This window comes from Acidobacteriota bacterium (assembly GCA_003225175.1).
Taxonomy (GTDB): Bacteria; Acidobacteriota; Terriglobia; order Terriglobales; family Acidobacteriaceae; genus Gp1-AA112.
Genome location: QIBA01000007.1, coordinates 1 through 19,583, shown reverse-complemented (window position 1 = coordinate 19,583; position 19,583 = coordinate 1). Strand labels below are relative to the sequence as shown.

The window sequence follows — 19,583 nt, the reverse complement described above, 5'->3', positions numbered from 1 at the left end:
GAGGCGGCTGGATCGCTCAACACTGTCCTGGATTTCCGGTAGATCCTCACTGCGTGAAATGTCGTCCTCGTTATTCATGAAAATGGATCACGCACAGATGGCGACTGTCGTGAATCTCGAATTGCACAACCGAGCGCGGGGCGAGTCTCTTCGTCCGTACATCCCGCCTGGCGTTCTCACATCTTTAGCTGTAGATGTAACTGCAATGTCGTAAGCCTAAGCCGCGTGGGGGGAGTAGAGGATTGACAAAACTCTTTTGCGGAGCGATTGCGCCCGGTACAAGGCGACGCGATTGGAACCAGCAATTGCGCCCGCGCTTTGCGGAAAGAAATTACTCAGGCGTGTGGGATTGTTTGTAAGAGACGTGAAGTTCGCACGTACCTCCAAGTCTGTAGCGATTGCGCGCCAGCACGGGGTAGAGCCGGCGCAACATCCATCCAATGGGTGGAATGGACATGATCAGGCCAAGTACAAACATCAGCGGCATGCGCAGGAAGATTTCGCGGAAGGCGTCGGTACCGGTATATGTCTTTCCATCGGGAAACACCAGGTGCATTGCCTTCTCACATTCTTCCAAATTTAAATGCGGGAAGAGTACAGGAAGTTTGTCAGTCTGATAGGGCATCGAATCGAATTTCTTGAGAGTGTCCAGCCGATAAAGCCACTTCAGATTCCCGGCGCAAATCCCACAGGCACCGTCGTAGATGACTATCGGCTTTTGTGGGCGCTCGGCCATAACCTCTTCTAATTCTATTCGGTCTTCGGCGACGCTTCCCTCCTTAATAATCGTGGACTACAACAGGACCGGACTCAGCGCCGATTGAAGCCCGACGACTCGAATTACTGCAGAATTCTGCGAATTCTTCGATCCAGAATGCGCGCCAGGAATTCCGCATCGTTGACTGCATCAACGGGATCCCGTGTTAGAGCTGAACGAAGCGCGGCTTTCACCCAGAACGAAGCAGGCGGGTCCCGCAACACGTCTTCGACTTCCGGTAATTTTTCACTGCCTTCGACGTTGTCCATGTCCTTCACAACATCTTCCCTCATCCATCAGTGCGCGAAAGATTCACGCGAGTGCCGGATGGGACAGCCAAGCGCGGCGCGGATCTCTTCTTTCGTGCAGCCCGCCCAACATTTGTACTTGCGAGAATCGGCGATGCTGATTGCCAGATTGTCGCCGCTCTTATCGCGTCCTTGCTGTGCGCACGAAGGACAGCGCGTGAAGTAATTACGTCCGCTCCTGCGCAGCTTGCCCCCGACGTGCTCAATAATCGAAAACGCCGACCTGCTGGTCGTCCTGCTTGAGGGATATTTCGTGACTAGGCTTTTAACCGGAGGTGGACTCGGCTCATGAGCGGAGCGACCGGATACAAATCCTGCCATTTCGTGCTCCGTGATTCGCTTCAATCGCGTGAGATAAGCGATCTGTGCCTCCAGCGTGTAGTCGGCACCATAGAACCAGAACCGCTTTGGCACGGCACGATGAACCCCGAGCGGAGCGCGGAGAGCGTTGCCGAACTCCTGAGCTGGCACTTCGTCCTGCTTAGGAAAGATCTCAATTCCATCCGTCAGCCCGACCGAGTTTGCCGTGGAATCTTGTGCCAGTCGTGAACCCTTGATGGGTACTTTGAGCCGTCGCGCCAGACCGTGAATGTACAGCCGACAATCGCGCGCCAGAAGAGGCTGGTCGGCAAAGATCCACAGGTGACCACCTCGACGCGACTTTTCCAGAGCGGCCTCAACACCGTCCTGACGTAACTCCCATTGCAGTTTCAGAAGGTCTTCCAGGGCATTCAGGTAATCCGCATCGATGGCTACCCACTTGCAGCGCTGAGTTGCAGGGTTGATTGCATAAAGACCAATAGTGATCCGACCTTCAAGGTGATGCTTGATCGTTAAATTAGAGAGGGACTCTTCTCGTTTCGGCCGGTAGTAGTAACAACGGCCAGTTTCAGGATGAGGTGTGGGAGATTGGACCGTGTATGCTCCTCGGTTTACAAACAAGTCAAAGTACCGCGCCACGAGCTCATCCGCGGCCAAGGCTGCAGCAGCGGAGTGTTGCAGCTGAGTTTCCAACAGCCCCGGCTGCTCGGCATATTGAAGCAGGTTGTACTCGCGAAGGAGATCAACAAACTCATCCGAGGTGATGGTGTCTTCTCCTTCTTCGAAACACAGTATGTAGAAATCCTGCCGCTGCCTGTCATAGACGTAGATCGCACCCGAGGCTGGGTTCTCGGGAGCCATCTGGAGTAGCAGAATTGCTTTTGGCATCTGGATCCAGCGCGCAGCAATGGCGTCGCCGATACCAAGAAATATTTTGATGACTCGGTCCACATGAGGCTCTGGATTTCCTAGTTTTAGATCTTTCACGCTGAACAAACGATGGGCACTTATCTTACCTCGACTCTTTTCCATGTATTCTCTCCTTTCCTTGAGAGTTGGTTGCAATTGTTGACGAGAAAACTAACTCCCGTCTGGCAGGTCGCAGTGATCAGGAGGCAATCAAGCTCCATCTGTGTGTTTGCCGTTTTGTGTTTCGGGAGAAGGCGGAAGACTGTTAGGTGGCGATTTGAACGCTCCCACCACTTTTTCAATGGCGCTCGACAATGATCCATTACCTTGCAGGTAAGGTAACCAATCGGCGTCCAACTGCGTTCGGCCCGGAAGCACTCCGCGAGCCCACAAAGGCTCGGCATATGGACGATGACCTGGAACGATTCTTGAGACAAGATAGCCGGCAGTGTAGAAGATGAGAGAGTGAAACAGATCTCGAGGTATCTTCACATTCAATCGCTGCGCAGTACCGTCGAGAAGTGGGATCATTGCAGCGTCCCATTGGTGCATGGCTTCGTGGAATACGATCTCAAGTCCCTCGGAGCCGGTGCCGGCGTCGTCCGTGCTGGACATAATGATCGGACCACCTCCGATTGAATACGCTCCGCCCCAATTCGCATATGCGGACACCTCCACATCGAGTCCATTTGCGGGCCACTGCTGCTCGTAGATGTGCGTGAGCATATTCGAGACCTGTGGGCCGTACTGCACGAGCAAAGCCGAGAGTGCCGTGATCCGCGTTTTGTTTGACCGTGAGTGTCGGTCCCACCAAACGCGGCGATAAACTGGGGCGGCACGCTCGAGAGTTTCGCGGACCTGCGATGGCAGCGCCGTGCCTGCCAAGGACGATGAGTCAAGTACGGAAGCAAGGGCACGAGTAATCCCAATAAGCTCCCGGTCAAAGATGACATCGCGCTTCGACAGCTCGTTGCGATAGAACTCAATCGCTTCTTGCCAGGTCGTCCGGTCTCGCTTGTTTAGAGCATTGAAATCTTCCAAGTCCTCGGGCGCGTGCATTACAGCGGACCGTTGGCTGTCAGCAGTACCGTTCCGTGCGCGCCCGAGCACGTACAAAAAATGATGCAGGTTAATCCAGAAGCCGTTATGGAAGGTAAAGAGCGGTTTCCCCGTCGCCGTAACCAGGGAACCGCTTTGTCCGAAGGCGGAATTCCATAGTGCCACAAACAAGACGACACTTGAGAACGCACGCTTCATGGAGCCAAGCATTATATGGATGGATCGTCCTCTGGTGAGTACGTCATTCGATTCAGGCTGCGTGCGTGTGTTCTCATAGTGTGCTCAGAGGGATAGTCACAGCTAAGCTCCTTGGTGTCCACTGCTTACAGGCGCTGTGAGCAGCCAAGAGGTAGTCAATGGGAGTGGAAAAGAGGCGTCAAAGGCCACACGCCAATCAATTGCCGGGCAACCGGATTGAGTTAGTAATTTACATATAAAGGATGGCCATATTCGAGAAAGCCTTGCAAAGTCATCATTTCTCGATCTGCGTCCGTTGTCACAGACGCAGCGAGGAGCTGTTCCTTAAATGAGCGCACGGTCGTGAAACCAATTCGCTTAGCAAGGGGTGTCAGGTGATACAGAATCGCCAGCATTAGATCTGAGTCGGCAACGAGGTAAAGAATATTTCCGATCTGGCGTTCTGCTTCCAGTGCTGCGCGTATTCTCTCGTAGTGCTTGGCGCTCTTCAATGAACGTTCATATTCGAGAGCGAACTCCCGGATCTCATTTCCCAGCCAGATCTTCACAATTGCGTCGTAATCTTTCGGGTGAGCACCGGAAACCATGTTGTTCGAACTGATTTCGACTTCAGACCGCCACTCGATCAGCAAAGCATTCCGCACCAGCGCCACTCGAATGGCGTTCAATTCGAGAGCGTGGAGCTGGCGGAGACCATTTTGATTGACGGAATATACGGGCGATCGTTGCCAAGATACGGTGTGCAGGCGTGCAATGTGCCCGGTATGCAGCAGGCGCTGAACGCGCCAATTGAACGTGCGCCGGCAAGACGCCATACCGTCATATTGGAGCAGTTCAAATAGCTGCTGGTGGCCGACAAATCGGCAGTTACGCACCAGGCGAAGGAGAGGAATGTCCCTCTCTGGCGTTATTACGAAACTGCCTTTCGCATACCGCATCGCGTCAATAATTAGCCTTCTATCAGTTCCCCTATCCGCACCAATTCCGCCTGGATACTCGTGCGGCTAGACGCATGCAGCTGCCATAATCCATGGCTGGTTTGCAGCCAATCGCCGGGACTCATCAGCAACATTGCCTCTTGTGCCTCACGCAGCTGGCTTGCCGCAATCACTTGAGTGAACACTGACTTCCAGTTCTTCGAGCTAAATTCAATATGCCCGTGCAGGTTGCTGGAAACGACAACCAGATAAAATTCGGGAACGAGACGTTTGGCTGATTTGGCTTGAACCACCAATCGGTTCCCGCCAAACACCCGCACCAAACCAGAACAAATGAAAGTTTCGCCGATGGACATCTCGGGCGCCTCAGGATCGAAATCGACAACCCCGTTAAAACGAATCAGTCCCGCAGTGGTCCAGTGACGTAAGATCTTCCGGCCGCAGTGCACGCCAGTCGAGTTGTAATAAGCCTGTCGACATGAGCTGGGCTCTTCACTGATTGAGCGGGCGTTGCGAGCCCACCAGTTAGTGCCGAAGCCTAGAATCTGGATCAGCATCTTTGACTCGGTGTAAGAGTGTCTGATTGATTTCTTTCAATTCAGAAGTTCGCTCAGTAACAGGTAGCTCGTGTAATCGACCAATTCGATTGACGATCTCCGGGCCGAGCTTTTCTTTGCGCTGTTGAAGATACCGCCAGAGGTCAGCGAAATTCGCAAGTTCCGTGAGAAGCCGTTGCTCCTCGGCCGGCCTGCTTTCGAGTAACTTGTCCCACTCTTCCCGGCTTTGGACGGGTCCCAAATCCCCAGACTGATCGAAGCGCCTGAAAAGCTGCTCCATTTTCTGAAGAAGTTCTTGTTGCGGAAGATTCTTTGCCATAAAGGCAAGTCCTTTCTAGAAAACGTTAAGTTGATAAATTGCGAGTAGAGGGTTTCTGACTCGAGACCTCGGGCTGAGCCTTGCTCAGTTGTCTCTGCAGTCCCTTCTCTCTCTCATGAGCGGCGCTCAATTGTTGTTGCAGGATTCTGATCTGACCCAACAGCTCAGCCTCGGGTTTGTAACTTTGGCGAACGGGAGGTTTACCACTGCGGCAAAAAGCGACCTCGGCCTCACTCTTATCTGTGTTCTTGTTTTCGGCTGCGAGCAACGAAACTGGACCAATTTCATTCAGATCCGGAGTTGTTGTCGCCAATTGCGTTTGCCGGTCACGGATCCGCGACGGCGGAAGAATGTCATCAGCGTTTTCGACATTGGCCAACTTCCAGTCCTGCCGAATCGCTTTGGCCAACTGCTCCCGAAGGTCCAGCAGCGCGTTGTGATATTGCGCTAAGAAACGCGCCGCGAGGATTTCGCGTCGCTTAAGTTCCTGATGCTGGTGAATGAGGATGAAGAATGCAAGCACGAGTAAAGTAAACGCGACTAGAACCGCCCATGAGTCAATGCGGCCAAAGATTTCATGAACGGCGACGTTGCGAACCGAGTCGATTTCGCAGCTGTAGTCTATGTTTCGTGGGTTGAGCTGATTCAGCCCGAAATCCATGAAACTCTCATGTGATTTCTGCTTCTCTCTTGTCGAGGAATTATCAGTTCCCTGACTCCAAGCTGGGGAGAATGCGATGGCCACTATGATCGCAACAGGAATGTGGATGAACCATTTCATCGTGCAACTAGAGTCTTCCATTTCCAAACATTCGGCCGCTACGCCGCCGCAGATCCGGGCTCTTAAATCTCAAGTTCGCCCCGCTTGCGCGTGAGTTCAGTGGCAGACGTGGATAGACTGTCGGTCGGAAGCTTCCAAGGGAATACCGATGTGGACACGCAATGTGGACGTGCATGTGCAGAGTGCCGAGCCGGTTATCCGTGGTGAGAACCTGCATCTGTCCCACGGGAAGATTCTTAATCTGGAAATCGACTGCCCTTGTCCGCTCGATTTCGGTGATGCTGCCGAAGCCGATTTCTTCGTATCGTTTTTCGAAAACACCCTTCTTCTGCACCGTCACAGTTCGTCTTTCAGCGGTAACTCTCGCCGAGGCATTGAGGAAGTAGCGGGCAGTTTCCTCGTCGCGTGTACGCAGCAGCATGATCGTATTGGGAGCCGATGACACATCGTCTCCGAAGCTCCGGCTGACGTTCCGCAGTTGCGGAATCGACTGTAAAGAAAACAACAGCGCAATGTTGCTGCCGCGAGCTGTCTGCAGGATCTGCGCGAAGTTGGGATAAGCAAAGGGCGCAAATTCGTCCAGGATCACGCTCACCATCGGCAGATCTTCTCGCTGAATTGGCCCTGCGTTCAGATACCGCTTGCCCACCATTAACTGAAGATTCTGGAGAAGCATTCGCCCGAGCGCTGTAACTGCCTTGGTATTTTTGTTTGTGTTGAGGGAAATGAAGAGGATTAATTCCTGGTCGATGATGTCATCGAGCGTCAGAAGGTCGTCATAAGAGTTGGTAACTTCTGAAAGATCGTCCTCCATGAACGTGGCCAGCTCGTTGAGAAGGCCTTGTATCTTTTGCAAACGCTCACGATCGTTGAGGGACTGCAACAGGTTCTTGGCCGACATCTCGAAGCTTTGTCGCCGATGTTCGGAAATGTTGGATCGCGTGGTAATGTGCTGCGTTGCCACCGCGATCTGCTCTCTTAACACGAGCTCATCCCTGGCCATTACCAGCACGTCAGCGATGTTATAGATCTTTCCTGTGTAATCCAGTACCCGGCATATATCGCTTAGATACGCTGCCTGATGTCCGCGAAAAAAATCATCGCGCTGCAGGAACGAATTGAAAAATGCATTTACGAGTTCCTGGCCCGAGCTCTGCTTGCTGTAAAGAGGATTAAACCGTTCGGAAATATCTGGTCGAAAGGGATCAAGGACTCTGAGTTGATGCGCGCGTCCGGCCGCTGCGACCTCCGGCAGCAGGTCATGCAGAAATTCCTGGTCGCCCTTTCCATCGAAGATGATTAAAGGAAGGTGGCGACCTCTGATCTTTCGATGAATATCCTGCGTGGCAATGTTTCGCAGCAGAGTTGTTTTGCCCGAGCCGGACTGTCCCACAACCAGGGTCTGCATGCGTCTTGCGTCATCTGACCAGTACCATGGCTGAGAATGTATGTCGTAACCGGGCACTATCGCGTGCATATTGAATGCGGTTTGCTGGTAAGAGCGGTCCTTGAGCATCGGAATGAAGACCGGAGGGTGCGGCCAGGCTCTCTCCATCCTTCTCTTCCGATTTGCCATATACCAGAAAGTGGCGATCCCAACTGTAATCATCGCCATCATGTAGAGACCTATTTCGACCAACTGTTCAACATGGATGTGAAGCCGAGTAATTGCGATATACATTCCAAGGCCAAGTAGCACGATTCCTATGACCAGTAGTGTGATGACGGCATTCTCCTCCTGGCCCCGGTGGTACTCTCTACGTCCGTATTCGTAGCTGTTATGGTGAAGCATCGCGCTAACCTCTTACCGCGCTGAAAAGAGCCAACACTATGAGGACGAGGAATGCCGTCACACCAAACGTCAGCCACAACGGATGCAGACGCAGACGATCGCTCGCGTCTCTGGCTATCGCGGGATCTTCAAGCTGCCGCATCAAGCGTTTGAGAAAGCTATTTTCAGGATCACGAGAGTAGGCATCCTGGAGGAGCAAGCGCATCTCAGCCACGCTGATGCGCTTCAGCTCACTCGCGCTAGAAAACGACGAATCCCTGAATGTCATGAGACCCTTCAGCAGGAAACGTCAGATGGAACAGCGATGGGCTGGAGACTTGCGTTCGGAGTACAAGAACTCCGTGTGTCTCTTCATTTAGCTGAAGATCCTGCTTCTGAACTTCAGTGCGCGCTGGCGTCAGCGAACGTTCTGTTAGTTGGCCCAACTTGTGCAGCACACGGATATCAAGCTGCTTATACTGCAGCGCAGCCAGCGAGACGGTCGCGCGCGGAGCGAACGCCTGGGCAACGAGCGGCGCACTAACCCGAAATGGGCGCGCAGAGCGATTGCGAACTGAATAATGGATATAGACACTATTTTTCGATCGGAACACATACTCTATACGAACAGTGATTTGGCGGTTGTCCTTTATGCCGCTCGTATCAATTCGTTCTACGGCTATCTGGCGGAGATTTGGGAGCTGCAGTTGGTGTGTCTAATGCAAAGTTCATCTCCTTTACCTCACCTGGCGGTTGAAGCTCGTAGGTAAAGCGGCGCGAAGCAGTCCATACAAACAGATCGGTCGATGCTCCCGTCTTTAAAGGCCTAATAAATACTTTGTTGTCATGTCGTTCGATCTGAAACGCGTCACTACCAGCCGCAGCCATGGTGACCTGCTCTCCGAATTCAAGCACTGTCAGGTGATCAAGTGCGGTTGCGACGCGAGTGACCTGTTCACGTGATTGCGACGATATTTTGAACTCATCGGCAAATGCCGGCATTGAGAGCAGCCAATAGAGGATAAGAGCAGTTCTCATGAGTACCTTCGAGTTGAATGGACGGAACCGAGCCTCCTCGGTTCCGTCCTGGTTTTAGGTTGAATTATTCGAAGGAGAATTGACCATCCTTGTACTGAAACAGGAAGGTCTCTTTCTCCCCACACTCGATTTTCTCGACCAGAAAACTGCGGCCTTCAGAGTCCCTGGAAATTGACATGCCCGAGACCTCCGGAAGCGCAACTCGCGCAGCTTTGCCTCCGGTCTGCTCCGCCAATTTCGTAATAAGTTCTTGCGGGAATGCATGGAAGAGAATTGAGCCGCTACCTCGCCCATTGCAAACAACACGGTTGAGAGCTTGGCACCAGCCCATTCGGTTCTCAGTTTTGCTTGCCGCCCAGACGCGCACGTAAGAGATGATTGCTTTCATCTCCTGCTTCGCCCGTTCCTCGCCATGATGGTGTGCAGAATGGGCTTTGCGCTTTGCCAGCAGCTTCTGCTTCCGCAATTCCTTATTGGGATCGTTGCGCACAGCCTCCCACTCCGCTTGCGCTGTGTCGAGATCAGCTTTGAGTTTGTCTTGTCGCTCGGAAATGCGACCAACCACCGCGGCATACACGGCATTGACGTATCGGCATTCGTCGAACATGACCCGGGTGACCAGCTCTCCGGAGACAAGCCCTTTGAATTCCTCTATCGGCAGCTTGGCTGTCAGCAGGTCTTCAATTTCCTTGCGAACGTGGTTATAGAGTTTCCCGATGCGGTCGGTATCGGCTACATCGAGATGAAGAGGCAAATCCGAGATCCTGGACTCGTTCTTGTACTTGAGCCAGGGAGCAAGATTCACCTGCTGTCGTATATCGGCGATGATTCTGGGATCAGGCTCAACTTCGTGCTTGAGACTGTCGAGCGCCTTCTGCAACTCGGTGACGAGCTGATAGGCAAGATCGCTCCTGCCCGCAGCCATGCACGAGGTCTTCAGATCTGTGATCATGCCGATCTGATTGCCGCGCGCCTTAATCGCCACATGTTCGAGGTTCCACCACGGAGATTTGGCTTTTCGGAGCTTCATCTTCTGCTGATGGAATTCGTTTGTAAGCGAAAACCGCTTCCTCACAAATCGGGAAAAACGATCCTCTTCGAGAACGCAAACCCAGTCGAAATCGAAGTCGCCGCCATTCTTCTTCGCTGTCTCTGAATGAAGGATGTATGTGCCGTTCAGGAACAGCTGTCGGTTTGTAATCTGCTCTGAAGGCTTCTGCGGCGCCCGGCATCCCTGCTGAACCAGAGTGCCGGTGAGCAGCATCGTCATTTCAGCCGAACCGATGTGCTCGATCGGCAAAAGATCTTCACACATGCGGATCGGATACCGTGCGCAGAGCCCGCGTTTGGACTCAAGCGCCACGATGGCCTGCTGTCTAGGGATCCAGTCGGATCCTGCGTACAGCCGTCCATCGTGAACGACGAGATACCCATCATCGGCCAGAGCATACGCGGGCAGACGAAAGCCTCCTCCGGTTGCCGCCTTGAACGCCCACCGGGCGAGCAGACGATTGAGTTGATTGTTGATGTAGGGATAGCGAACTATGTGACCGCTCGTATCCGCGAGCAATGCGCCCTCGACGGTCCGCACCTCCTCTTCTTCGCTCCCATCTTCGAGGCCCAGAAGTTCGAGCAGTTCCTTATATCGGCCTTCACTAATCGAGTCGTTCAGCTTTCGTACCTGGCCTAGAGCTGCCGGTAAGATCTCTAGCTGAATCGAGTCATCGGGAGCATGTTCGATGAGCGTGTAGCTGGATTCGAACTCAAGCTTGCGCGAGAATTCCCGAATTCCAAGCACTATCGGCCCATGGAATCTGCGACCCTTGCCGAAGACGGAGTACATCATTACCGGAATCTTCAATCCCGGCTTCACCGCGCTTTCGGGGAGAATAACGTCGGCGTCGAGCAGTTCCGCCGCATCATCCTCCATGATTTTGAAGGAGCCTTTGGCTTGCGTGTTTTCGAACGCCAGCCGGAACTGATAGAAGCAGTCTTCCGGCAGTTGAAGCTTCGAGAACAAGGATCGCCGAATCCAGCCTCTGCAATCATTGGTTCCCAAGATGCGATCTTCAACCACCAGTACCGAGACGTCCGGCTCCTGGATCAATACATTGCACGAGGAAACCAGGATGCCGAAATACACGATGGCTGCCTGCGGCCAGTGCTGAAAGCGTTCCGCGATCGCGTGGCTGTGGTCCTTGTCGACGAAGTAAAACTTGCCGTCTTTGGACGAGCCACTCGCCCCTACTAATTTGTATGGAGTATTTTTGAATCGGAGGTTCGCCATTGCGTTTTCGACCTGGGATTCCTCATATGGATCGAGGGACCCGGTAGGTACGTTCACAACAGCGACCTTAATTCCCGGATACAGCGCGTTGAGAAGCGTGTTCTCTAGCGACATCTCCAGGTTCGTGAGTCTTTGCGTGACACCTCCAATGGAGTCGATGTCAAGCGTCACAACCTGCTCGATGGAAAACTTCTTACCGTTGCTATTCTTGTTCATGACTGTTGTCTCCTCAGCTTTTGGTTCGGACAGTGCCCGGACTGAGCTAAGGAGTTGCTGCCCGCATCCCTTTCTGCTCGTCACCTGGCCGTCCCATTTTGGTTTCCTGGCCAGGCACTCACTTCAAGCCGGGTCAGCACATGTCCCTACGTAAACGCGTAGGGTCTTTCAAAGGACCAAAGCCTTAGGGCTAGTGGCCTCTTTTGAAACTCGTGCCAACTTCACTCGTTATCGCGATAACGCTTGTTTCACTATTCTTGGTTCGTTTCCGTTTATTTCAGGCATTGCCCTCCAGGCAACTACCGTGTAAAAGACCTGTCCTGTCTTAAACGCCTGCACCAGCGCTTCGCCCTCCGTCGCCAGCTCCTGACCAAGCTCCGGGTTGTCGCCGGAACTTCCTGTCTTGGGCAGGAAGTAACGAACGTTGTCAATGCCCATCTCCCACCGTCGCCGGCGACCGTTCTTTTCTGGAGTTGCTATCGATGTCTCGCTCATAGTGTTCATTCCGCCCATCTGGTTTCCCGCTTCAATGTGAGTTCTTGAATGTTGTGTCTCGCATGATCGCGTCGCGCCGCTCGCCTTCGATCACCCGCTCGCTATATTCGGCAACCAGCAGCCCACTCGGATTCTCTTCCGAGCGCTTTTCCGTGATGAGGCGGATGTGAAATTCGCCGACGAGTTTGTCGGTCGTTTCCTGGTGATCGTGGACACGATGAAGCTCCTTTACCCCGAAGGCTGTAAAGCTGACCGGATCGTCCTTTGCAGGTTCTAGGGAACGCAGGTGGAAAACTGATGTGATCTGGTCGTTCTGTACTTTTCCTAGCAAATTGTCCCTTTCGATCGCTTGCAATGTGCCCCGACGGAGATTGGCGGTCATCATGTTCAGAACATCAGCCCAGCTTCGATTCACACTGTCTGGCGAAAAGTTCAGATAGCGTTCAAGAAACAGGCGCACGCACGCTCGCTTCTCAAAATCATTGGGTTCGCTGCTTTCGCCTTGCGCAATGGCGAGTGCTTTGCCTGCTCCTCGTTTGCCGGCAAGCGCAACGGCGGCGCCGTTCGAGTCAACTTGAATGACGGTTGGAGGCTGCAGGCGAACATAGGCAGCCGTCGCGACCGCAAGAAAGGCAGTAGGAAGTGAGATGAGAGCCAGCAGCATGGCTCGATTTGCATAGGCACGCAACGCACCATCGTGTTCGTAATATCGGCTGTAGTGCAGTTTCTCTGGCGCTCCCTGTTTGTCGTTAGACTTTGTGTTTTGTAGCCACATGATGTTGTTTCCTAGCTTTGCTGAAAAACCTGCCTAGAAATCGCCCGAAGAAGAAGGCGAAAAGAGTGGTGAGGCTCCAGGGCCGAAGGCGACTTTCCTTGGGCTCGTAAATGGGCCCGCGGTAAATCGGCATAGCCTCGTTCCTCCTTTCCGCTTCAAGCGTTCCTCCGGTTGCTATGCGGTCGTCCATTGCCGCTCGCCATCGCTCCAGCTAGCTTCCCGGTATGAAAGGCAAATGTCTGAGTAACACTGGTCGGGCGAAAAGCAGGTACCGGCATCTCCCGTCGCCCTGAACCTGCCGGAGCGCCAGCGCCGCTGGCGATGGAATCGCCGCTTTGATCATCGCTGTCGGCGCTTGAACTGGGTGACGCAGGCGCAATCCCGCCCACAGCGCTCATGATTCCGCTGCGGATTGTCTCCGCGAGACCGGGTTGCGGCGGAGGGGCAGATGAAGATGTGACTGCACTCGCACTTGCAGTTCCTGAGGAAGCAACGCCGGCTGCGGACGTGAGCGCAGTCTCGCCTGAAGACGCAACTCCAGCGGCGAAGCCGCTGATTCCAGCAGTGACCGCGCCGATGCCAGCGGCACCGGCCCGCACCAGTGAATAGGCGCTCGACCCGACATCTCCGGAGATAAGGCGCTTGGCAATGAATGGAATCAATAACAGTGCTAACGAATAAACGATGCTTATCAGTCCGAGGATCAGGGAGTCAGAAGTGCCTTGGAAGAACCCTCCTAAGAAGCCCTCACTTATGACCTGCTCGACGCGATTAAACTGCAACGCTGTGATCAGAGAACCGAATGTGGCGTAAAGAATGCCCCAGCTATTCCAGACCATCAGATTGACGGCATAACTCTTAGCCAATTGTCCTGGCCCCAGAATGGGAAGCAGAGCCAGGATCAAAGGCCCAAAGACGTACAACAGGCAGCCATAAAGAACGTAGAAGAAGGCGAAGACGACTACAGCGATCGCATAAATGACATAGGCGGCAAGCACTATGAATGCGGTAAGGATCGAGGCAAAGGTCGCGTTGATCGCCGGCAGGATCGAAGCAGCGCCGTTGGCGGCGAACTGCTGCCTGAGCTGGTCAAACCAGCTCAGGAACATATCTCCCGCACCTGAGCTCGAATTGATAAATTGAGCTACTTGATTGAAGGAGTCATTAACTTCATGGAACGCTGTATTCCAATTTGCAAGAATCACAGCGACAACCAGGTACTTGACTGCAGCCACGACTAGGGCTTGCAAGTCCCCGCCACGCATAGCGGCCTGATAGAGGCCGATCAGGAATCCCACCAGCAAGATGCTGTATGCGATACCAATGATCGTGGGTATCATTGCCGTTGCGTCGATTCCACCCAGGCCTTGCTGCAGAAGCTGTTGGAAATAAAACATGGCTAATGGGAGCTCCGCTGCAACGACTGATTAGCGCCATTCCATAAAGCGTTAGTGTCGCCTGCGCTCAACTTCAATTGAGCAACTGTGTTTGCGAGATCAATGGATCGGATTCGGATCAGCTCAGCAGTCGCCGATTGCGTATAAGCGTTCGCTCGCACGAGCCATGCCGCTGTTTGTGCTTGTAAAATAGGCGCGATGCCTGGTGCCGCGGTTTGTAACTGCTGGTTTATCTGATCGGCGGCAGCGATCTCGATATCAGCCAGGGCATCCAGCTCAACTGCCTTCTTGAGTGCGGCCTGAGCTTCGGCGTCGCTCATGTCGACCATATTGCGCAGGCCGTCCGGAGCATCAGCAGGTGGTATAACGTTTCCGTAAACCAGGGAGTAGTTTTGGCTAACCTGATCCAGCCTCTGTGGATCGTGCGAAAGCAGTACCTGTTCGAGACGCTGTGGCGCTGGCAGCGTCGCGCTGTGCGTCGGCAGACGGTAAAACTGCGATAGCTTGCTCAGTTGCGTATGTAACTGTCCGGCTAACGCTTGCGCACTGGTGATGGCACTGACCGGATAAATCACCTGCTGTTCGAAATTTGCAGTCTGTTGCTGAATCTGCTGAATGGACGCGAGGGGCTTTGCGACAACGTTCTTCAACAATCCCGAAATTGTATTGAGACCAGTCGAGATAATCGCGCAGCAGGGGTCGAGTCCGAACTGTCCTCTCGCTCGCAGCGGTACAAACGCGACACAGGCAGTCAACACCGCCACCGTAGATACCGTCCGCCACCCGACAACAGTCGATGCTTTTCTTACTAATTCCTTGAGTTTTTCACCCATTCTCATACTCACCTCATTGTTCGGTTAAAGATCTGCTGCAGGTTGTTGCGAAGATTCTTGTTCGCCTCTGCGCTTTGTTTCGTCAACGCATTTCGGTAAGCCAGTTTTGCAGCCTCTTGCCGCAACTGCACAGCAAGGATCCTGTGGAGCATCGCCTGACTTTCTAGGTCGCTCACCTGGGCCTGAGCGATCAGGATGGGAGCACTGCCGGGAGCTGCCGAAGCGGCAGCCTGTTCAAGGCTGTCGCCGATTGCCAGCAGATGCTCGCTGGCCTGATCAGAAGCTGTGGCTGTCTTAAGAGCTCCCAGTGCTATTGCGTCGTTCATGTCTCCAAGGCTCCTCTGGATAGCCGTCGCCTGATCTGGTTTGGGAAGGCTTAAATACAGTTGTGCGTATGAGACCTGAATCTGGGAAAAGTTTGCCGTTTGGCCACCTCTCAGGAGAGATTCAAATTGGGCCGAAGCATGCAGAGTCGCGCTATTGGTGGGAATGCTGTGGACCTGTTCCGCGAGCGATGAAACTTGTGCGCGAATCTGGGTTACAGAAGTCCTTGTTGCGCTAATTACATTGACCGGCCATACCACTCGATTTTGTAGATCGGCCATGCCGGCATTTATCGCTTGAATCCCGTTCAGGAGCTGTCCAACGCCATTCTTAAGAGTTCCGGTGATGGTCGTTAGCAGCGAGATAATGTCTCCCATGCCGGCGTTCGCGGCGACGGGCATCAACAGCAGCGCCGAAATCGAGGCGACCGTAAGAAGACTCCTATGGAAACGTCGTTGTGTCATTTCTGAACTCCATTCAGCAGCCCGCCCGATTGCTCCTCCGGCAGTGGCTCCAGATCTGCGAGACCAAAAGGAAAAAGCTTGCCTAACGTTTGATATGCGTCGATAAGCGGCATATCGGAGTGTTGCGACAACCAGCGCTTTCGGTAAGCTCGCTCCCGCGGATATGTGGTCGCGATCCAGTAATCGGTAGGGGTCGGGACAAGACGGATGGTGTGGGTTGTCTCTGCCTTCTCCCCGATGACGATGAGTGCGTCTGCTCTTCGACCTTTGCGGGGAGCGCTGAACTGTTTGACCTGGTGCAGTGCTGTTTCGTTGAGATGTAGATGCTCGCGGAGAGCAGTCATATCGCCTGGCTGTTGACCAACGATCTTTGTGGTCGAATTCTTGATTATTCCCGCACCATGCACTCGCGGTTTCGACTCCGATCCAACGAAGTCTTCGGCCGTTTGGCTGATGCCCCAGACACTTGCGTTGCGCTTCCGTGCGGTGCGAAAGAGTTGAACAACTTCAGGAGCGAGTATGGGAGAGTCGAGGAGAAACCAGCATTCATCGAGCACAGTGATACTCGGCTGCCCGCTTTTGCCCGATGACCGCTGCGCGGTGGCACGAGCGATCAACAGACTCATCGCCGTCTCAAGGCGTGGGTCGTCTGCAAGCTGCTCCACGTTGAAGAACAACCAGGGATTATCGAGGGAGACAGTCGTGGGCTGGTCGAAAAGCTTTGAGTAGATTCCTTTTTCCCCAGTCCAGCTCCGCAACTTGATTGCAGCCAAGTGAGCCTCGTCGGTTACACGCTGATTCTTTTCCTGGTCTCGCCATTGCGCCAGTTCATCGCGAAGATCGGAGAATGTCGGAATGGGATTTGAGGGCCGAACCGAGGCGCGTTTGTAGGTCCGCAGGATCGCTTCAGTAATCAGGATTTCCAGCAGTTCTGTATCTTCCGCAGAACTTTCCCCCAGCATGTGCCGGGTGAGATTTTTCAGAAACGCAACGTGATCCTTTGACGGCTGGCGCTCACCGGCCGGCAAGTCCCAGGGATTGATAGTGTGGTCGGCATCCAACGACATGGTAACCATCCGACCACCCATCAACTCGACCAGCGGAGCATACGAATCTCCGCGCTCGATGATCGATACCAGAGGATTGGCCCGAGAGGCCATCGACAGCAGCTGCTGTACCATGAAGGTCTTTCCGCCGCCACTTTTGGCCATTACCAGCAGGTTTGCATCGCTCAAATGTGGATCAAAGGGTGAGAACGGAATGAGCTGCCGGTATGGAGTTTCAAACAGCAGGAGAGGCGAACGTGGCGTTCCCTGCCAAGGAGCCTCAACCGGAAGCAGGTCGGCAGCATTGGTGGTGAGCATGTCGTGTTCCCTCCGATCGGCCTCTGCCAAGCCCGGAAGAGAACTGAAAAACAAGCGCCGCTTTGCAATGGTCTCAGTGATTGCCTTTGCGCCGTTCATTCGGCCGACCGTGTAAAGCAGCCGTTGGCACCGCTCGCTGATGAGCCGTTCAGCTTCCTCGAATTCACTGCGAGTCGCAGCCGGTTTCGATGTTCGAGTGCCGATTACCAGGCTCAGTTTCGCCGTCTTGACCGAGCTCGAAATGATTTCCTGTTGAACTCTGAATAATTGGGACTCCGCAACCTGCGCTTCCACATTCACGCGAAATCCCCCATGCGTGTCTCGCTGCGCGGCCTGCATTTTTCGCAGGCGGCTCTTGTACCTTTTCAGAACCTTCGCTTGATCTGGAATGGTGAGTTGCGCATTCACAACGATGGGGAAATCAAGAGCACTCAATTCCCGCAGGATTCCTGGGAATGTGGCGTCGGGTAGCTCCTTGAGGCTCACAAGCGTATGAAGCAAACCGCCAATATTTAAGTAGTAGTCCGATTCATGAAGGATGCTGACATTAGTGAGTTGCTCTCGTGCACTGCGGTATTCCAGGTGGTATTCGCCAGGAATGTACTCCCGAGTGTCCGGTTCTACGGGATTTAACGCTCGCTTCGCTTCGAGAAACAGCTCCTGATCGCTGAGCCGCCGTGGCCTTAATTCCGCGGCGCGCATCGTGGTCTCGATGCCAACGAGAAGACTTTCAAACTCGGCAACTAGTCCTTCATGTTCCTGGCGAGCTCGTTGAATAGCTGTTTTCGCCGAGAGAGTCCATCGGGCAGTCCTCGAGGATTCCTTCCCGAGGACGCGATGATGAAGCTGCGGATCCCAAATGAAGTAAGCGTGCAGCAGCGGTCTCAGGTAGTACCCCGCTTCCGCCTTGATGTGCCAGGCTTCCAGCCTCTGAGAATCCAGCCGGCGCGCAATCCGGTTGCTGGTGTGGTCCTGTGCTCCGTAGATCTCGAGTAGATTGCCCAAATCTTCAGATAGTTCGTATCGCAGCTGCACTCTCATGCTCTGCTCAGGAATCGATTTGAGAAGACTGCCGAGCATCGACTTGCTGCGCTCGCGGTCCTGGTCGCTGGCAAAATACGAGATCGTCCCGCCCAGTTCATAACCAGCTACAAGTTCGCCGCTGGTTCGTACAAGGACGTTGTCGAGGTAATCGCGAACCGGAAGCTGCTCGCATAGAGCCGGATCGCTCAGTTCGCGCTGATGTTCATCCCAGGTGACGGGCATTTACTGCGACTCCTTCGCGATGTACGAACTTCTGAGCCTCGAGTCTCGCGCTGCGGCGCAATATGAGCGCGGTTTCGTATGCCAGAGGAACAGGTCACGTATATAGCCTCGCGGTTTTCCGTATTTGAAAATCATCAGGAATGGGACTACCGAAAGCGGCACTCCGTACTGCACATACCCACTCAGCTGACCAGCTACAAATCGACTGAGGACATTCATGACTGCCGCTAGTCCCAAAATGACGAACAGATCCTCAAATTCAAGACACATAAATGTCACTCTGGTATGCAGATTGCGATGGATTGGCGTGACGTTCAGGGCCATGTTGTTCATCTCACTCCAGTCGTCCCGTTTTGAATCCAGAATTCCGCCAGACGGAGTAACCCCGACAATCCGAAGCACATCATTGCCGATGTGAGATTTCTTACCCACGGATCTCCTATCGTCATTCGCTCCAGTACTCCCGCGGAGTGCAAAACCACCATTACGACCTGGATGACTCCATAGAGTGGAAGCATGACGTTTCCTGTCCAATTCGCGAGTGTGAGGACTCCGATCCAGTACCGATCCGGATCGTTCGGCCCCAACTGTTGAGAGAACGACTCAAGAGCTCTAAGCAGACCCGAGCACATCAGCGCGGCAAAGCCCGACCAGGACAGATGGGAATAAGGCTGCCCTTTGCTGAAGTGATAAATCGCTGCTGCGAAGAACAAACCTGCCAGAGTCGGCATGATGACATTGCCTGCCCAGTTGGTCAGGTTAAGGAGCCCGCTTTCGAACATGAATCACCTCCAATCTTGGGTTCACCTGACCATGGCCTGGACAAGCTTCCAAAGCGCCGTAACGCTCAAGAAGCCGAGCGCAGCGAAAACCAACGGCGCAAATGGCTTCTTACGCGAGTAATTAATGATGGCGGCGACTACTGCCAAACCTGCCGCCTCAGGGAGGATCGTTCCCGCCAGATAATTCCAGAGGGACACCAACATGTCCGCAGTTGCAAACTCTCCGCCACTGTTGAAGCTCTGCATGAGCTGTATGCTTCCCGCAATCGACAGCAGGAAGATCGCAGCTACGGCCGAGCCGAGTGGGCTCGAGCCTTGAGTTGCATCCAAGACAGCCTTCATGACGAAGAAGGCCGCTAGCACCGGAACCAGTCTGGCTATCAGTACATCCGAGATAAAGCTTTTTAAACTGCTCTCAAGCGCC

General features: G+C 53.7%; 22 protein-coding genes. All 22 read right to left on the bottom strand.

Annotation, left to right across the window (positions count from 1 at the left end; all coding sequences use genetic code 11):
* Positions 1-331: 331 nt before the first annotated feature.
* Positions 332-736, bottom strand: coding sequence for a hypothetical protein (locus DMG62_00215; GenBank protein ID PYY25038.1), 405 nt, complete (start codon positions 734-736; stop codon positions 332-334).
* Positions 737-840: 104 nt separating this feature from the next.
* Positions 841-1,026 carry a hypothetical protein gene (locus DMG62_00210; GenBank protein PYY25037.1) on the bottom strand — a complete coding sequence of 62 codons (186 nt, stop codon included), beginning with the start codon at positions 1,024-1,026 and terminating at the stop codon, positions 841-843.
* Positions 1,027-1,053: 27 nt separating this feature from the next.
* The gene (locus tag DMG62_00205) at positions 1,054-2,418 is read right to left on the bottom strand and encodes a hypothetical protein (protein ID PYY25036.1); all 1,365 of its coding nucleotides are present in this window, start codon (positions 2,416-2,418) and stop codon (positions 1,054-1,056) included.
* Positions 2,419-2,505: 87 nt separating this feature from the next.
* Complete coding sequence (locus DMG62_00200; GenBank protein ID PYY25035.1) at positions 2,506-3,564, bottom strand: hypothetical protein; 1,059 nt, start codon at positions 3,562-3,564, stop codon at positions 2,506-2,508.
* Between the two features lie 209 nt (positions 3,565-3,773).
* Positions 3,774-4,367 carry a hypothetical protein gene (locus DMG62_00195; protein PYY25034.1) on the bottom strand — a complete coding sequence of 198 codons (594 nt, stop codon included), beginning with the start codon at positions 4,365-4,367 and terminating at the stop codon, positions 3,774-3,776.
* Positions 4,368-4,501: 134 nt separating this feature from the next.
* Positions 4,502-5,047: a hypothetical protein gene (locus DMG62_00190; protein ID PYY25033.1), complete on the bottom strand. Its 546-nt coding sequence runs from the start codon at positions 5,045-5,047 to the stop codon at positions 4,502-4,504.
* Positions 5,016-5,366 (bottom strand): hypothetical protein, encoded by a 351-nt coding sequence (locus DMG62_00185; protein PYY25032.1) that lies wholly within the window; start codon positions 5,364-5,366, stop codon positions 5,016-5,018. The genes DMG62_00190 and DMG62_00185 overlap by 32 nt, the downstream gene beginning before the upstream one ends.
* 25 nt (positions 5,367-5,391) lie before the next feature.
* Complete coding sequence (locus DMG62_00180; GenBank protein ID PYY25031.1) at positions 5,392-6,147, bottom strand: hypothetical protein; 756 nt, start codon at positions 6,145-6,147, stop codon at positions 5,392-5,394.
* A gap of 7 nt (positions 6,148-6,154) precedes the next feature.
* Complete coding sequence (locus DMG62_00175) at positions 6,155-7,939, bottom strand: hypothetical protein (protein PYY25030.1); 1,785 nt, start codon at positions 7,937-7,939, stop codon at positions 6,155-6,157.
* A gap of 4 nt (positions 7,940-7,943) precedes the next feature.
* Positions 7,944-8,207 (bottom strand): hypothetical protein, encoded by a 264-nt coding sequence (locus DMG62_00170; protein ID PYY25029.1) that lies wholly within the window; start codon positions 8,205-8,207, stop codon positions 7,944-7,946.
* Positions 8,179-8,532: a hypothetical protein gene (locus tag DMG62_00165; GenBank protein ID PYY25028.1), complete on the bottom strand. Its 354-nt coding sequence runs from the start codon at positions 8,530-8,532 to the stop codon at positions 8,179-8,181. The genes DMG62_00170 and DMG62_00165 overlap by 29 nt, the downstream gene beginning before the upstream one ends.
* Positions 8,533-8,581: 49 nt before the next feature.
* Positions 8,582-8,956: a hypothetical protein gene (locus DMG62_00160; GenBank protein PYY25027.1), complete on the bottom strand. Its 375-nt coding sequence runs from the start codon at positions 8,954-8,956 to the stop codon at positions 8,582-8,584.
* Between the two features lie 64 nt (positions 8,957-9,020).
* Positions 9,021-11,459: a hypothetical protein gene (locus DMG62_00155; GenBank protein ID PYY25026.1), complete on the bottom strand. Its 2,439-nt coding sequence runs from the start codon at positions 11,457-11,459 to the stop codon at positions 9,021-9,023.
* 228 nt (positions 11,460-11,687) lie between these two features.
* Entirely contained in the window at positions 11,688-11,972 is a 285-nt protein-coding gene (locus DMG62_00150) for a hypothetical protein (GenBank protein ID PYY25025.1), read from the bottom strand.
* 13 nt (positions 11,973-11,985) lie between these two features.
* Complete coding sequence (locus DMG62_00145) at positions 11,986-12,729, bottom strand: hypothetical protein (protein ID PYY25024.1); 744 nt, start codon at positions 12,727-12,729, stop codon at positions 11,986-11,988.
* A gap of 155 nt (positions 12,730-12,884) precedes the next feature.
* Positions 12,885-14,126, bottom strand: a complete 1,242-nt coding sequence (locus tag DMG62_00140) for a hypothetical protein (GenBank protein ID PYY25023.1) — start codon at positions 14,124-14,126, stop codon at positions 12,885-12,887.
* Positions 14,127-14,128: 2 nt separating this feature from the next.
* Positions 14,129-14,965, bottom strand: a complete 837-nt coding sequence (locus tag DMG62_00135) for a hypothetical protein (protein PYY25022.1) — start codon at positions 14,963-14,965, stop codon at positions 14,129-14,131.
* 2 nt (positions 14,966-14,967) lie between these two features.
* Positions 14,968-15,747: a hypothetical protein gene (locus DMG62_00130; GenBank protein PYY25021.1), complete on the bottom strand. Its 780-nt coding sequence runs from the start codon at positions 15,745-15,747 to the stop codon at positions 14,968-14,970.
* Entirely contained in the window at positions 15,744-18,377 is a 2,634-nt protein-coding gene (locus tag DMG62_00125; GenBank protein ID PYY25020.1) for a hypothetical protein, read from the bottom strand. The genes DMG62_00130 and DMG62_00125 overlap by 4 nt, the downstream gene beginning before the upstream one ends.
* Positions 18,378-18,710, bottom strand: coding sequence for a hypothetical protein (locus DMG62_00120; GenBank protein ID PYY25019.1), 333 nt, complete (start codon positions 18,708-18,710; stop codon positions 18,378-18,380).
* A complete protein-coding gene (locus DMG62_00115; GenBank protein ID PYY25018.1) occupies positions 18,707-19,159 on the bottom strand; it encodes a hypothetical protein in 453 nt (150 codons plus the stop codon). Before DMG62_00115 ends, DMG62_00120 begins: the two co-directional genes overlap by 4 nt.
* A gap of 21 nt (positions 19,160-19,180) precedes the next feature.
* A partial coding sequence (locus DMG62_00110) for a hypothetical protein (protein PYY25017.1) occupies positions 19,181-19,583 on the bottom strand: 403 nt, incomplete at its 5' end.

Bases quoted from the DNA above. Each gene is read 5' to 3' on its own strand.
- DMG62_00125 (PYY25020.1), bottom strand. From the start codon at position 18,377: ATGCCCGTCACCTGGGATGAACATCAGCGCGAACTGAGCGATCCGGCT.
- DMG62_00175 (PYY25030.1), bottom strand. From the start codon at position 7,939: ATGCTTCACCATAACAGCTACGAATACGGACGTAGAGAGTACCACCGG.
- DMG62_00115 (PYY25018.1), bottom strand. From the start codon at position 19,159: ATGTTCGAAAGCGGGCTCCTTAACCTGACCAACTGGGCAGGCAATGTC.
- DMG62_00155 (PYY25026.1), bottom strand. From the start codon at position 11,459: ATGAACAAGAATAGCAACGGTAAGAAGTTTTCCATCGAGCAGGTTGTG.
- DMG62_00215 (PYY25038.1), bottom strand. From the start codon at position 736: ATGGCCGAGCGCCCACAAAAGCCGATAGTCATCTACGACGGTGCCTGT.
- DMG62_00180 (PYY25031.1), bottom strand. From the start codon at position 6,147: ATGAAATGGTTCATCCACATTCCTGTTGCGATCATAGTGGCCATCGCA.
- DMG62_00140 (PYY25023.1), bottom strand. From the start codon at position 14,126: ATGTTTTATTTCCAACAGCTTCTGCAGCAAGGCCTGGGTGGAATCGAC.
- DMG62_00190 (PYY25033.1), bottom strand. From the start codon at position 5,047: ATGCTGATCCAGATTCTAGGCTTCGGCACTAACTGGTGGGCTCGCAAC.
- DMG62_00195 (PYY25034.1), bottom strand. From the start codon at position 4,367: ATGGCGTCTTGCCGGCGCACGTTCAATTGGCGCGTTCAGCGCCTGCTG.
- DMG62_00130 (PYY25021.1), bottom strand. From the start codon at position 15,747: ATGACACAACGACGTTTCCATAGGAGTCTTCTTACGGTCGCCTCGATT.
- DMG62_00160 (PYY25027.1), bottom strand. From the start codon at position 8,956: ATGAGAACTGCTCTTATCCTCTATTGGCTGCTCTCAATGCCGGCATTT.
- DMG62_00120 (PYY25019.1), bottom strand. From the start codon at position 18,710: ATGAACAACATGGCCCTGAACGTCACGCCAATCCATCGCAATCTGCAT.
- DMG62_00210 (PYY25037.1), bottom strand. From the start codon at position 1,026: ATGGACAACGTCGAAGGCAGTGAAAAATTACCGGAAGTCGAAGACGTG.
- DMG62_00185 (PYY25032.1), bottom strand. From the start codon at position 5,366: ATGGCAAAGAATCTTCCGCAACAAGAACTTCTTCAGAAAATGGAGCAG.
- DMG62_00135 (PYY25022.1), bottom strand. From the start codon at position 14,965: ATGAGAATGGGTGAAAAACTCAAGGAATTAGTAAGAAAAGCATCGACT.
- DMG62_00170 (PYY25029.1), bottom strand. From the start codon at position 8,207: ATGACATTCAGGGATTCGTCGTTTTCTAGCGCGAGTGAGCTGAAGCGC.
- DMG62_00205 (PYY25036.1), bottom strand. From the start codon at position 2,418: ATGGAAAAGAGTCGAGGTAAGATAAGTGCCCATCGTTTGTTCAGCGTG.
- DMG62_00200 (PYY25035.1), bottom strand. From the start codon at position 3,564: ATGCTTGGCTCCATGAAGCGTGCGTTCTCAAGTGTCGTCTTGTTTGTG.
- DMG62_00145 (PYY25024.1), bottom strand. From the start codon at position 12,729: ATGTGGCTACAAAACACAAAGTCTAACGACAAACAGGGAGCGCCAGAG.
- DMG62_00150 (PYY25025.1), bottom strand. From the start codon at position 11,972: ATGGGCGGAATGAACACTATGAGCGAGACATCGATAGCAACTCCAGAA.